The sequence below is a fragment of the Caulobacter sp. KR2-114 genome (genome assembly GCF_049446115.1).
In the GTDB taxonomy this organism is placed as follows: Bacteria; Pseudomonadota; Alphaproteobacteria; order Caulobacterales; family Caulobacteraceae; genus Acaudatibacter.
On sequence record NZ_JBMSEC010000001.1, the window covers coordinates 1,002,814 to 1,016,630 of the forward strand.

The 13,817-nt window shown below is 70.1% G+C and carries 10 protein-coding genes; 8 read left to right on the top strand and 2 right to left on the bottom strand.

Annotation, left to right across the window (positions count from 1 at the left end; translation table 11 throughout):
• The first annotated feature begins 1 nt into the window (after position 1).
• Positions 2–400, top strand: a complete 399-nt coding sequence (locus ACO2Q3_RS04525; RefSeq protein WP_423305342.1) for a DUF4440 domain-containing protein — start codon at positions 2–4, stop codon at positions 398–400.
• Here ACO2Q3_RS04525 and ACO2Q3_RS04530 read toward each other — a convergent pair.
• A complete protein-coding gene (locus ACO2Q3_RS04530; RefSeq protein ID WP_423305343.1) occupies positions 397–3,609 on the bottom strand; it encodes a peptidoglycan-binding protein in 3,213 nt (1,070 codons plus the stop codon). The two genes, ACO2Q3_RS04525 and ACO2Q3_RS04530, sit on opposite strands and share 4 nt — an antisense overlap.
• 296 nt (positions 3,610–3,905) lie before the next feature.
• Here ACO2Q3_RS04530 and ACO2Q3_RS04535 point away from each other — a divergent pair, with 296 nt between their 5' ends.
• The gene (locus tag ACO2Q3_RS04535; RefSeq protein WP_423305344.1) at positions 3,906–4,109 is read left to right on the top strand and encodes a hypothetical protein; all 204 of its coding nucleotides are present in this window, start codon (positions 3,906–3,908) and stop codon (positions 4,107–4,109) included.
• A gap of 156 nt (positions 4,110–4,265) precedes the next feature.
• On the opposite strand, the gene ACO2Q3_RS04540 is transcribed toward ACO2Q3_RS04535, so the two are convergent.
• Positions 4,266–5,945, bottom strand: coding sequence for a phosphatidylglycerol lysyltransferase domain-containing protein (locus tag ACO2Q3_RS04540; protein WP_423305345.1), 1,680 nt, complete (start codon positions 5,943–5,945; stop codon positions 4,266–4,268).
• Between the two features lie 207 nt (positions 5,946–6,152).
• On the opposite strand from ACO2Q3_RS04540, the gene ACO2Q3_RS04545 reads away from it, so the two are divergent.
• The 6 genes from ACO2Q3_RS04545 to ACO2Q3_RS04570 all read left to right on the top strand — a co-directional run bounded on the left by ACO2Q3_RS04545 (position 6,153) and on the right by ACO2Q3_RS04570 (position 13,699).
• Positions 6,153–7,373, top strand: coding sequence for an acyl-CoA dehydrogenase family protein (locus ACO2Q3_RS04545; protein WP_423305346.1), 1,221 nt, complete (start codon positions 6,153–6,155; stop codon positions 7,371–7,373).
• Positions 7,374–7,468: 95 nt separating this feature from the next.
• Positions 7,469–8,680 (top strand): acyl-CoA dehydrogenase family protein, encoded by a 1,212-nt coding sequence (locus ACO2Q3_RS04550; protein WP_423305347.1) that lies wholly within the window; start codon positions 7,469–7,471, stop codon positions 8,678–8,680.
• A gap of 96 nt (positions 8,681–8,776) precedes the next feature.
• On the top strand, positions 8,777–9,982 hold the full coding sequence (locus tag ACO2Q3_RS04555; RefSeq protein WP_423305348.1) for an acyl-CoA dehydrogenase family protein: 1,206 nt from the start codon (positions 8,777–8,779) through the stop codon (positions 9,980–9,982).
• 80 nt (positions 9,983–10,062) lie between these two features.
• A complete protein-coding gene (locus ACO2Q3_RS04560) occupies positions 10,063–11,286 on the top strand; it encodes an acyl-CoA dehydrogenase family protein (protein WP_423305349.1) in 1,224 nt (407 codons plus the stop codon).
• 46 nt (positions 11,287–11,332) lie between these two features.
• Positions 11,333–12,556 carry an acyl-CoA dehydrogenase family protein gene (locus tag ACO2Q3_RS04565; protein ID WP_423305350.1) on the top strand — a complete coding sequence of 408 codons (1,224 nt, stop codon included), beginning with the start codon at positions 11,333–11,335 and terminating at the stop codon, positions 12,554–12,556.
• Positions 12,557–12,571: 15 nt separating this feature from the next.
• Positions 12,572–13,699 (top strand): acyl-CoA dehydrogenase family protein, encoded by a 1,128-nt coding sequence (locus ACO2Q3_RS04570; RefSeq protein ID WP_423305351.1) that lies wholly within the window; start codon positions 12,572–12,574, stop codon positions 13,697–13,699.
• The last annotated feature ends 118 nt before the right edge of the window (positions 13,700–13,817 follow it).

A 13,817-nucleotide genomic window follows, 5' to 3' on the forward strand; every position in this document is an offset into this window, starting at 1 on the left:
CATGGTCGACGCCGAGACCGCCGTCCGCGCCCGCCGGCGCCTCAGCAACAAGCTCATCGCCGCGCACGAGGCCGCGCGGCTGAAGCCGTTCTTCCTGCCGGACGCGCGGGTGATCGCCGGCGACGGGACACTGATCGCTGGCGCGGCGGCCATCCTCGACGCCTTCGCCAGCCAGTTCGTCGAGCCCGGATTCATCGCCTACGAGCGGACGACGAGCCGCGTGGCGCTGGACGCCTCGCAGCGCCGCGCCGCCGAGCATGGAACCTGGATCGGCCGCTGGCGCGGCCGGCCGGCCCTGAGCGGCGAGTACCTGGCCGTCTGGCGCAAGGTCACCGGACAGTGGGCTATCGAGTCCGAGCTCTACGTGACGCTCGCCGAGGCGCCTGAGGGCGCCGCTTAGCGCACGTAGGCCGACAGCCGCGCCACGGTGGCCGGGTCCGCCTGGCCCGAAGCCGGCAGGCCCTGGTCGTGCTGATAGGCCGACAGCGCCAGGCGGATGGCCGGCGACGAAGAGCCATCGGTCGGGCCCTGGTAGTAGCCGAGCGCCGAGAGGGCGCGCTGGGCGGTGACCATGTCGTTGCCCACCGGCGCCGCCGGTGCGGGCGCCGCGGCCGGGAGCGAGGCCTGGATGGACGGCAGCGTCGAGGCGTTCGGCGCGGACGACCGGAAGGCCGCGGCCGCGCGTTCGGCGGTCAGGCGGGCGTCGGCCGACAGGCCGTCGCGCACCCGGGTGGCGCTGGTGCGGGACTCCGCATCGCCGCTCTTGGCCGCGATCAGGTACCACTTGTAGGCCTCGGCCGCGTTCTGAGGCACGCCGAAGCCGCCTTCGTAGATCCGCGCCAGATTCACCTGGCTGTCGATCACGCCCAGTTCGGCGGCCTTCTGGAACCACTGTACGGCGATGGCGCGGTTGGTGGGGCCGCCCGTGCCTTCGAAATAGGCCAGGCCGATGTTGTGCATGGCCTTGCGGTCGCCGCCCTCGGCGGCGCGCTCGGTCCAGCGACGGGCTTCGGCCGGATCCTTCTTCAGGCCGGCGAGGCCGCCATCGTACAGCTTGCCCAGGTAGAACTGCGCCGGGGCGTAGCCCATGTTGGCCGCCTTGCGCAGGTCGGCCAGGCCGGTGTTGTCCTTGGCCTCGATCCGCGCGACCGCCGAGGAATAGGCCTGGGCGAGGTTGTCCTGCGCGGGGGCCGTGGCCGGGGGCATGCCGGCGCCCTGCTGGTCGAGGGGGCGCGGCGCCAGGGCGACGGCCAGCTGCGGTCCGGCGGCGGGCGCCGCAGCGGGTCCGCCCGCCTTGCCGCCCACCGTCTGGCGGACGTTGTCGAGCGCGTCGGCGAGGCTCTTGCCCAACCCCTTGTTCGGCTCGCTCTGCAGCAGGGTGTAGCCCCCTGCGGCGGCGACCACGAAGCCTGCGGCGAGGCCGAGCCCCACGACCTGCCCCGCGCCGAAGCGGGGACGGGCGCGCTTGCCGAACGGCGCGCCGGTGAACAGGGTGTCGTCGTCCTGGGCGACCGGAGCCGCGGGCGCCGGCCTGGCCGGGCCGATCGCCGCGCGGGCGGCGGCGCGGGCGCGCTCGACGGCTTCACGGGTGCTGATCGCCGGCTCGGCCTCGGCGGCGAGCGGCGCCGGCTCGGCGAACAGGTCCTCGTCCGTGGCGGCGACAACCGCCGGGGCCGGCTCGGGCGCTTCCAGGAGGGGCTCGGCGACAGCTTCGGCGGCGACCGGCGCCACGGGCGCGGGCTCGACGAACTGCGGCTCGACCGGCGCCGCGGCCTGGACCGGCTCGTCCTCGGAGAAGTCGAAGGGCGCGAGCGGTTCCTCGGCGGGGGCGAGCAGCAGCTCGGCCACCGGCTCGGCAACCGGCGCGGCGGCGACCACGGGCGCGGCGACGGCGGCAACCGGCGGCTCGGGCGCGACGTGCGCAGCGACCGGGGCGGCCTCGACCGTCTCGATTGGCGCAAAGTCGGCTTCGCTGATCGCGGCGGGAAGCTCCGCGACAGGCGCCTCGGCGATCAGCCGGGCGGCCTCAGCGGCCCTCAGGTCGGCGTCCGGTTCGGCGAAGACGGCGTCGGCGGCGACGAAATCCTCGTCGCTGAAGGCGGCGGCCGGTTCGGGCGACTGGGTCCAGGCGTCCGAGATCGCCGCAGTCGCGGCGGCCGGGCTGTAGGACACCTGGCTGGAGACGGTCTGCCGGTAGGTCGGCGCCGCGTAGGCCCCCTCAGCGGGAGGGGGTGGCTGGAAAGGGGGGAAGTCTTCCTCGAAGAGGCTCTCATCCTCTTCATAGGCGTTGCGCCGCACGTCCGGCGCGCGGCGCTGGCTGTCGGCGGCCAGCTTCTCGAGCTTCTCGCGCGCTTCCTCCAGCAGCTTGGCGGTGCGCTCCTCGCTCTGACGGATGCGGTCGGCCAGTTCGGAGTGGGTGCGCTCGTGGCGCTGGCTGATGCGCTCGGTGACCCGGGCCACCTGTTCGCCGACGTCGTCGATCGCCTGGGCGGAACGGCGCTCGGAGTTGGAGATGCGTTCGGCCAGCCGCTCGGAAATCCGGGCGATCTCGCCGCCCAGCTTCTCCAGCGCCTGGGCCTGCACGGTGTCGGCCCGGTTCAGCTTGGCCTCGACGGCGTGCGCGATCCTGGCGACCTCCCCGCCCACCTGCTCGATGGCGTCGGCGCTGCGATGTTCCACAGACTCCACACGACGGCCCAGCTTCTCAGCCATGTCAATGACTTCGCGGCCCATCTTCTCGATGGCCTGGGCGGAGCGCTGCTCGGCGGCGCGCACGTGCTCGGACATCTCCGCCAGGGTGCGGTCCATGCGGTCGAAGCGGGTGTCGGCGGTGACCCGCAGGCGCTCGGCCATCTCGGCGCGGGCGGCTTCCATGCGGGTGGTGAGGTTGGCGGCCAGCGTCTCCAGCCGCGCCTCCATGGCGGCGGTGGCCGGCGCGGCGCCCTGCCCTTCCACGGAGCTCAGGCGGTCGTCCAGGGCGGCGAACGACGCGCGCAGATCGTTGAGCGCGCCGGAGGTCTTGGCCTCGGCCTGTTCCAGACGCTGACCCAGGCGGCTGACCACCGCCTCGACCACGCCTTCGCCACGGTCGGCCTCGAAGCGGTCGACGCGCTGGCGCATCTCGGCCAGGGCTTCGCGGGTGCGGCCCTCGCCGTCGTAGAGGTGGCCGGCCACCTTGCCGAGCGCGCTTTCCAGCGAGCGCAGGGCTTCGGCCGAGCGCGGACCGGCGGCTTCGGCCTCGATGCGGCGCATGCGGTCGGCGGCCCTGGCCTGCTCGAACTGCACTTCCTGAACCGCGCCCTCGAAGCGGGCGGCGACGGCGTTCTGTTCGCGCTCGGCGGCGTCCAGGCGCTGCAGCATGCCGCGAACGGTCTGGTCGACGCCGCTGATGGCCAGGGTGGAGCGGTGCTCGGCCGCCTCGATGCGGGCCGACAGGCGATCAAGGGCGGCGGTGACGCGCCCGACCTCGTCGGCCGGATGCTGCGGGATTTCCATGCGCGACGGCGCGGCGCGATCGGCGCGCGGCGTTTCCAGATAGGTGTCCGCGCTGGCGAAATAGTCCTGGGAGATGGCGTCCTCCGGTCCCTCATCGGCCAGCAGACGGTCCACCCACTCCGACAGGGACAGCCCGGACCGGCGCGCAAGGTCAGCAGCGACCTCTCGCGACCTGGGATCCAGTCCCTTGAAATGCCTGGGCGCCCCCGCGCTCATCCGAATCGCTCCGCATACCCCTCCATCGAGACGGTACCGGCCGAGCCCTAGTGTGTAAACGCGACGGGACCGCTAAATATAGCGTTGCCGCGGTAACAGGGTCTGAGGTACGCCGTCCCTTGTGGAGACAGGTATTTTTGTCGGACCGGCATGGTTAACGATGTCTTACCGCGACGGCGGGGACTGTTAACGCCATGCCCGCGGAGTGGGCAGGCGCGGCCCTGGCGGCATGCCTCGGCGCGGCGGTCCTGTTCGGCTGGCTGGGCGCGCGGCCGGCGCGGCCGATGAGCCCGCCAAGGCTTGTGCCCTATAGGGTTCTGATGCTCGCCAGCTTCACGGCGGCGGTGTTCCTGGCCACCTACCTCGTCGCGCTTCTGCGCCAGGATCCGGTGCCATAGAGGCTCGCGGAGGCCGACAGGCCGGCCGTTAAGACTTGTCAGCCGCCGCCGCTGCTGCGGCGACCCGTCGCGGCGCCGGACGGCGTCTTCCGCCCCCGCCCGAGCGCGCGGCGGCACTCGGCGCCTGGGGAAACCGATTCCAGACTCGGTTTGCGGTCAGGCGGCGGCCTTGGGGGTGTCCGCGGGCCGGTCCGCGGGCTTGGGGCTGCGCCGGGTCAGGCCGGCCACGCCGCCGGACGACAGCAGGCCGACGTCCGCCAGCAGGATCGGGATCGCCCACTTGTGCGGGGCGGCCAGGTAGCGCGGCTGCCAGACCGGGTCGTACTTGTCCTTGTACCGGCGCACGCCGCGGAAGTTGTAGATTTCCTCGCCCCGCTCGAACAGCAGGTTGCCGACCCGGGACATGATCGGCGCCAGCGGCCGGTCGTCCAGGCCGGCCAGCGGCGCCATGCCGAACTCGAAGGCCTCGTAGCCCTGCTCGCGGCCCCACTGCAGCAGCTCGACGAACAGGAAATCCATCACGTTCTTCGGCGCGTCGTTGGAATAGCGCATCAGGTCCATGGAGAAGCTGCCGCGCTTGGGCGCCAGCCACAGGGTGGCGAAGGCGACGATGCGCCCCTCGACACGCACCAGGGCGATCGGGAACTCGGCGACATAGGCCGGCGTGAAGCCGCCCATGGAAAAGCCCTTCTCGCCGCCCGCGTGGTGGCCCAGCCACTGGTCGGAGATCGACTGCAGCTCGGCCATCAGCTCGGGGGACGGCCCCGGCGGGATCACCTCGAACTCGCCGCCGCCCTCGCCCGTCTTGCGCCAGTTGCGCCGAAGGGTCTCGCGCCGGCGCCCCTCCAGCGAGAAGCTGTCCAGCGGCACGGCGGCGCTCTCGCCGGTCTTCTGGATCGAGAAGCCCAGCTCCACCAGGTCGGGCAGATCCTCGGGCCCGACGCCGTAGATGCCGGGCCGCGCGGCGTGGGCGTCGGCCATCTCGCGGAACCGCCAGAGCAGCTCCAGCCGCTCGTCGCGACGCCCCACGGGCGCGCCGAGGGCGACCCAGGAGCGCCCGCGCACCCCGAACATCAGGAAGCTCTTGCCGCTCTCCGAGAAGATGAACCGCTTGTCGCCCAGCAGCGCCAGGTTCGACGCCGGCTCGGCGCAGTCGGCGCTGGCCAGGATCGCCCGCACGCGCGAGAAGTCGGGATCGGCGTCGCCCACCACGCGCGGCGTCGCCGGCGTCGCCAGCAGCCGCCACACCCCCACCGCCAGCAGCACGATGGCCACCCCGGCGAAGGCGCGGATCGCCCGCTCGACGTCGGCGTCGGCCATCATCGGCGCCCAGGAGACGTTGGCGTAGTCGGCGTGGCGGAACGACCAGTAGCCCAGCAGCCCCGCCCCCAGCACCGCGGCCACGGTGGAGGCCAGCCAGCCGGGGGTGATCTCCATGCGGCTCAGGGCCGCCGTGCGGGGGAAGGCCTCGTGGCACGGCAGCAGCAGGCCCTGTATGGCCAGCAGCGCCACGGACTCCTCCCAGTTGAAGCCCTTGAACAGCGCCAGCGCCGCGGCCAGCGGCAGCACTACCGCCGCCGCCATCCAGGCCGCGTCCAGCCGCCGCGACAGGCCGAAGGCCAGCAGCACCAGCACCAGCCCCAGGATCGAGGACAGGAAGTGGCTGATCTCGATCAGGATCAGCGGCGCCCATTGCACCAGCCACAGGAAGCGCATCGGGTCGGAGGGCGTCGCCCCCGAGGCCATCAGCATCACCCCGGCCACGGCGGTCAGCAGCGCCAGCAGCTTGGGGGCGACGGCGAGGACGGCGGGGCGGAACTCACTCAGCCAGCGCATCGGGCTTCCTTGAGCGGTTTCCAGGGCGGCGATCTTTCGGGAGGCGGTGTTTGGGCAAGCGTCGCCACTTGAGACATCATCGCCAGCTTATAGCGGCTTTGGCGCCGACTGACGACCACGCGCGTGCCCAGCGTGTTCCCGCTTGCCCGCCGAGCGCCCCGCGCTAAGGTGCCGGCAAATTCGAACGGGTGTTTGGAGGATCCTCCCATGGCGGACTTCGGCGGCGATCTGGACGCCTTCCGCACCGAGCTGCGCGCGTGGCTCGAGGCGAACTATCCGGCCGAACTGAAGGATCCCAATGCCGCGACCGACCCCGAGGCCACCTGGGGCGGCCGCGCCTTCGAGGGCAGCGACGACCCGCAGATCCGCTGGATGCGCGCCGCGGCGGACCGGGGCCTGACCGCCCCGACCTGGCCCAAGGAATACGGCGGCGGCGGCCTGAGCGCCGACCAGGCCCGCGTCGTGGACCAGGAGCTGAGCCGCGGACGTTACCGTCCGCCACTGGCCTCGTTCGGCGTGTGGATGCTGGGTCCGGTGCTCCTGGAATACGGCAACGAGGCGCAGAAGGCCGAACACCTGCCGAAGATCACCAAGGGGCAGATCCGCTGGTGTCAGGGCTATTCGGAGCCGGGCGCGGGCTCGGACCTGGCCGGCCTGCAGACCCGCTGCGAGGACAAGGGCGACCACTGGCTGATCAACGGCCAGAAGATCTGGACCAGCTACGCCAACAAGGCCGACTGGTGCTTCTGCCTGGTGCGCACCGACACCACCAAGAAGCACGAGGGCATCAGCTTCGTGCTGATCGACATGAAGACGCCCGGCGTCGAGACCCGGCCGATCCAGCTGATCAGCGGCGAGAGCCCGTTCTGCGAGACCTTCTTCACCGACGTGAAGATCCCCAAGGCGAACATGGTCGGCAAGCTGAACGGCGGCTGGGAGATCGCCAAGCGGCTGCTGCAGTACGAGCGGCAGAACATCTCCGGCGGCTTCGGCGGCGGCGGCGGCGCCGGCGGCGCGGCGGGTGACCTGGCGGAGATCGCCAAGGGCTATGTGGGCGTCGACGAGACCGGGGCCCTGGCGGACGGCGACCTGCGCCACCGCATCACCAAGAACAAGATGGACTTCCAGACCTTCTACCAGACCCTGGCCCGGGTGGCCGCGGAGTCCAAGGCCTCGAACGGCCCCAGCGCCGCCACCTCGATCATCAAGTACGCCGCCGCCAGCCTGGCGCAGGAGCGCTCGGAGCTGATGGTCGAGGCGATGGGCGCGCAGGGGCTGGGCTGGGAGGGCGAGGCCTTCACCCCGGCCGAGCTGACCGCCACCCACGGCTGGCTGCGGTCAAAGGGCAATTCCATCGAGGGCGGCACCTCGGAGGTGAACCTGAACGTGGTGTCGAAGCGGGTGCTGGGCCTGCCCGACCCGAAGTAACGGGCGGCTTCAAGCGCTTGTGCTTGCGCGCAATTTCGGCGCGGTCGTAAGGTTTTTGCATAGTCGAAGATTTTTGAAAGTCGGAGCGGATTGAGATGGCGGATTTTGGCGGCGCGGACGCCGAGGCCTTCCGGGCCGAGGCGCGGACTTGGCTTGAAGAGAACTTCCCGGCGGCCCTGAGGGCCGACCCGGCGCAGCAGATGGCCCAGGCCATGGGGGCCAAGGAAGGCCCGGACGCGAAGCTGTGGCGCGAGCGCATGGGCGCCAAGGGCTGGGGCACCCCCACCTGGCCGAAGGAATACGGCGGCGGCGGCCTGTCACGCGCCGAGGCGCGGGTGCTGGCCGAGGAAATGGCCAGGATCGGCGCGCGCAACCCGATCGGCGGCATGGGCGTGATGATGTTCGGCCCCACCCTGCTGGAGGTCGGCACCGAGGCGCAGAAGCGCCAGCACATCCCGCCGATCTGCCGCGGCGAAGTGCGCTGGTGCCAGGGCTATTCCGAGCCCGGCTCCGGCTCCGACCTGGCCTCGCTGCAGACCAAGTGCGAGGACAAGGGCGACCACTGGCTGATCAACGGCCAGAAGATCTGGACCTCCGGGGCCAACCTGGCCGACTGGTGCTTCTGCCTGGTGCGCACCGACCCCAAGGCCAAGAAGCACGAGGGCATCAGCTTCGTGCTGATCAACATGCACCAGCCGGGCGTCGAGACCCGACCGATCCTGCTGATCAACGGCACCAGCCCGTTCTGCGAGACCTTCTTCACCGACGCCAAGGCCGACAAGGACCAGATGATGGGTCCGCTGAACGGCGGCTGGACCATCGCCAAGCGGCTGCTGCAGTTCGAGCGCGACAACATCTCCACCAGCCTGGGCGCGGGCGGCGTCGGCTCGGCGATTCCGCTGACCGTGGAACAGGTGGCCAAGGCCTATGTCGGGCTGGACGATGACGGCCGTCTCGACGACGCGGACCTGCGCCGCCGGGTGATCGAGCACCGCATGGAGAACCAGGCGTTCCAGCTGACGGTCCGCCGCGCCGCCCTGGAGGCCAAGTCCAACCAGGGTCCCAGCGCGGCCACCTCGATCATGAAGTACGCGGGCGCCAAGATCGCCCAGGACCGCACAGAACTGATGGTCGAGGCCATGGGCCACCAGGGCCTCGGCTGGGATGGCGACGGCTTCGAGAAGGACGAACTGGCGACGGTGCGCTCGTGGCTGCGCGCCAAGGCCAACTCCATCGAGGGCGGCACGTCGGAAGTGAACCTGAACGTGGTCGCCAAGCGCGTGCTGCACTTGCCGGACCCCAAGTAACCGGCGCTAATAGGCTGAAAAACAAGATCAAGAGGCGCCCGTCCGGTTGCGGACGGGACGCCCGATTTAAGACGATTTCTCAGGGAGTGATTTCAAATGGCTGATTTTGGAAGCGAATTGGAAGCTTTCCGCGTCGAGGCCCGCGACTGGCTCGAGGCGAATTTCCCGACGTCGCTACGCCGCAACCGCGAGGCCGCCGAAGCCGCCATGGGCCCCGACCGTCCGAAGGGCGACATGGCCCTGTGGAAGGAGCGCATGGGCGCCAAGGGCTGGGGTACGCCGACCTGGCCGAAGGAATACGGCGGCGGCGGCCTGACCCCGCAACAGAACCGCGTGCTGCAGCAGGAGATGGACCGCATCGGCGCCTACAACCCGATCGTCGGCATGGGCACCTCGATGTTCGGTCCGACGCTGCTGGAATACGGCACCGAGGAACAGAAGCAGCGACACATCCCGCCGATCGTGCGCGGCGAGCTGCGCTGGTGCCAGGGCTACAGCGAACCGGGCGCCGGCTCGGACCTCGCCTCGCTGCAGACCAAGGCCGAGGACAAGGGCGACCACTTCCTGATCAACGGGCAGAAGATCTGGACCTCCGGCGCCCAGTACGCCGACTGGTGCTTCTGCCTGGTGCGCACCGATCCCAAGGCCAAGAAGCACGAGGGTATCAGCTTCGTGCTGATCGACATGCATCAGCCGGGCGTCGAGACCCGGCCCATCAAGCTGATCGCCGGATCCTCGCCGTTCTGCGAGACCTTCTTCACCGACGCCATCGCCAGGAAGGAAGATCTCGTCGGGCCATTGAACGGCGGCTGGACGGTGGGCAAGCGCCTGCTGCAGCACGAGCGCTCCGGCCAGGGCGGCGCGCGGATGATGGGCGCGGGAACCTCGATCCCCGACCTCGCCAGGAAGTACGTTGGCCTCGACGAAACCGGCCGCATCGCCGACATCGACCTGCGCAGCCGCATCATCAGCCACATGATCAACGCCAAGGCGCACGTGCTGACCCTGCAGCGCGCCCAGGCGGAGGCCAAGGGCAACCTGAACCCCAGCGCCACCACCTCGGTGATGAAGAACTCAGGCACCTGGGTCGGCCAGGAGCGCGCCGAACTGACGCTGGAGATCATGGGCCACCAGGGGCTGGGCTGGGAGGGCGAGGACTTCAGCCACGACGAGCTGCAGGCTGTGCGCGGCTGGCTCTCGGGCAAGGCCACCACCATCTTCGGCGGCTCGCAGGAGATCCAGAGCAACATCGTCTCCAAGCGGATCCTCGGCCTGCCGGACCCGCTGAACGCGGGGGCCTGAGCCCGGCCAATCCATCGGGAGGCCGGGCCCGCCTGGCCTCTCCCCCTTCCCCGGCTTGACCAGAAGAAGAGGCGTTTTCCATGCCCGACTTTGGTTCTTCCGATCTCGACGCCTTCCGCCAGACCGCCCGCCAGTGGCTGGAGGAGAACCTGCCCGCGTCCCTGCGCCGGGATCCCGACGCCGCCGCCGAGGCGTTCGCCGGGCACGAAGAGCTGGAGGGCGACCTTGCCCTCTGGAAGCAGCGCATGGGCGAAAAGGGCTGGGGCGTGCCGACCTGGCCGAAGCGCTATGGCGGCGGCGACCTGACGCCGGCCGAGGCGCGGGTGCTGGCCGAGGAAATGGCCAGGATCGGCGCGCGCAATCCCATCGGCGGCATGGGCGTGATGATGTTCGGCCCGACGCTGCTGGAGTACGGCGCCGAAGAGCAGCTGGCCCGCCACATCCCCCCGATCGCCCGCGGCGAGCTGCGCTGGTGCCAGGGCTTCTCCGAGCCCGGCTCCGGCTCGGACCTCGCTTCGCTGCAGACCAAGGCCGAGGACAAGGGCGACCACTTCCTGGTCAACGGCCAGAAGATCTGGACCTCCGGCGCCCAGTACGCCGACTGGTGCTTCTGCCTGGTGCGCACCGACCCCAAGGCCAAGAAGCATGAGGGCATCAGCTTCCTGCTGATCGACATGAAGACCCCGGGGGTCGAGCCCCGGCCGATCCTGCTGATCAACGGCACCAGCCCGTTCTGCGAGACCTTCTTCACCGACGTGAAGGTGCCCAAGGAGAACCTGGTGGGGCCGCTGAACGGCGGCTGGACCATCGCCAAGCGCCTGCTGCAGCATGAGCGCCAGGGGATCAGCGGCGCCAACGCCGCCGGCGCCCCGGGGGTCACGCCCGGCCCGGCGCTGAGCGAGCTGGCCACCACCTATGTCGGCAAGGACGACGCCGGCCGGCTGGCCGACGCCGATCTGCGCGGGCGGATCACCCAGCACCTGATGGAGGCGCAGGCCTTCGCCCTCACCGGCCGCCGCGCGGCGCTGGAGAACCGCAACAACCGCGGCCCGAGCGCGGTGTCGTCGATCCTCAAGAACGTCGGCTCCAAGGTCCGCCAGGACCGCGCGGAGCTGTCGGTGGAGGTGATGGGCCACCAGGGTCTGGGCTGGGCCGGCGAGGCCTTCAACGACGACGAACTGGGCACGGTGCGGGCCTGGCTGCGCGGCAAGTCGGGCACGATCGCCGGCGGCTCGTACGAGATTCAGAACAACATCATCGCCAAGCGCATCCTGGGTCTTCCCGATCCGACGCGTTCCACCTAAACCCTTCCCGGAATGACCTAGAGCATTCTTCGAGGAGACATTTGAGATGCCTGATTTTGGAGGCGACACGGACGCCTTCCGCAACGAGGCCAAGGCCTGGCTGGAGGCGAATTTCCCGCCTTCGCTGAAGGGCCGGGCAAGCCTCAGCGCCGGCGAAGGCCCCGCGGTGGTCAACGCCGACCTGGACGCCTGGACCAAGGCCATGGGCGAGAAGGGCTGGGGCGTTCCGACCTGGCCGAAGAAGTACGGCGGCGGCGGGCTGACCCCGGCCGAGGCGCGCGTGCTGCAGCAGGAAATGAACAAGATCGGGGCCTGGAACCCGATCGGCGGCATGGGCACGATGATGTTCGGCCCGACCCTGCTGGAGTTCGGCACCGAAGAGCAGAAGATGGAGCACATCCCGGCCATCGCCACCCAGAAGGTGCGCTGGTGCCAGGGCTTCTCCGAGCCGGGCGCGGGCTCCGACCTGGCCTCGCTGTCGACCAAGGCCGAGGACAAGGGCGACCACTTCCTGATCAACGGCCAGAAGATCTGGACCTCCGGGGGCCAGTGGGCGGACATGTGCTTCTGCCTGGTGCGCACCGACACGACGAAGAAGCACGAGGGCATTTCCTTCCTGCTGATCGACATGCATCAGCCGGGCGTGGAAGTGCGCCCGATCAAGCTGATCGCCGGCGCCAGCCCGTTCTGCGAAACCTTCTTCACCGACGCTGTGGCGCCGAAGAAGAACCTGGTCGGCCCGCTGAACGGCGGCTGGAACATCGCCAAGCGCCTGCTGCAGCACGAGCGCTCGGGCATTTCCGGCGGCGGCGGCGCGGGTTCGCGCGGCGGCGGCATGTTCGGCGTCGGCGGCTCGCCGGCCGAGATCGCCAAGGAATACGTGGGCGTCGACGGGGCCGGCCGCATCGCCGACTCCGACCTGCGCTCGCGCGTGGTGTCGCACGAGATGGACGCCAAGGCGTTCCAGCTCACCGCGATCCGCACCATGGTGGAATCCAAGTCCAACCAGGGTCCCAGCGCGGCGACCTCGATCATGAAGAACGCCGGCACCAAGGTCGGTCAGGATCGGGCCGAGCTGATCATCGAGATCATGGGCCACCAGGGCCTGGGCTGGGAGGGCGAAGGCTTCTCCGCCGAGGAGCTGAGCTTCGTGCGCGGCTGGCTGGGCGGCAAGGCCACCACCATCTTCGGCGGCTCCCAGGAAATTCAAAGCAACATCATTTCCAAGCGGATCCTCGGCCTGCCCGACCCGCTCAACAATTCGAACTAAAGGGAAGAGACCAAAATGGCCGTTCTGACTGAAGAACAAAGCATGCTGCGCGACGCCGCGCGCACCTGGACCCAGGAAAAGTCGCCGGTGACGGCGTTCCGCAAGGTCCGTGACGCCGGCCTGCCGCTGGCCTACGACCCGGCCGCCTTCGCCGAGATGGCGGAGATGGGCTGGACGGGCGTCATCATCCCCGAGGAATACGGCGGCTCCGACTTCGGCTACCTGAGCCTGGGCCTGGTGCTGGAAGAAACCGGCCGCACCCTGACCGCCTCGCCGCTGCTGTCGTCCGCCCTGGCCGCCGCCAGCGCCCTGATCCTGGGCGGCTCCGGCGCGCAGAAGGAAGCCTGGCTGCCGAAGATCGCCTCGGGCGAAGCCGTCGGCACGCTGGCGATCGACGAAGGCGCGCACCACAACCCGTCCAAGGTGGCCGTGAAGGCGACCAAGAGCGGGTCGGGCTACACGATCTCCGGCGCCAAGTCGTTCGTGCTGGAAGGCATGGCGGCGAACGTGCTGGTGGTTTCCGCCCGCACCTCCGGCGCCGAAGGCGACAAGGACGGCATCAGCCTGTTCCTGGTCGACACCTCCGCCTCCGGCGTCAACCGCAAGGCGCTGAAGCTGGCCGACAGCCGCGGCGCGGCCAACATCAGCTTCGACAACGCCCCCGCCGAGCTGCTCGGCGAAGAGGGCAAGGGCTACCCGCTGCTGGAAAAGGTGCTCGACCGCGCCCGCGCCGGCCTCTCGGCGGAAATGCTGGGCGCCGCCCTGCAGGCCTTTGAGACCACCCTCGACTACCTCAAGGTCCGCGTGCAGTTCGGCCAGGTGATCGGCTCCTTCCAGGCGCTGCAGCACCGCGCGGCCAAGATGTTCACCGACCTGGAACTGTCGCGCTCGTGCGTCGAGGCGGCCCTGGCGGCCATCGACGCCGACAGCCCGGACGTGCCGGAACTGGTGTCCCTGGCCAAGGCCAAGATGGGCGACACCCTGCACCTGGTGTCCAACGAGATGGTCCAGATGCACGGCGGCATCGGCATGACCGACGCCCACGACGCCGGCCTCTACCTGAAGCGCGCCCGCGCCGCGGAAGCCACCTACGGCAACCAGGCGTTCCACCGCGACCGCTACGCCCGCATCCAGGGCTACTAGGCCACGGCCCGCCCAGCACTTCCTTGTGAAGGCGCTGGGCGGATTTTCCCACAAGCCTTTGAATTTACGAAATGAAGCCCCGATCGGCGCCGCCGGTCGGGGCTTTTTTCAAGCGGAA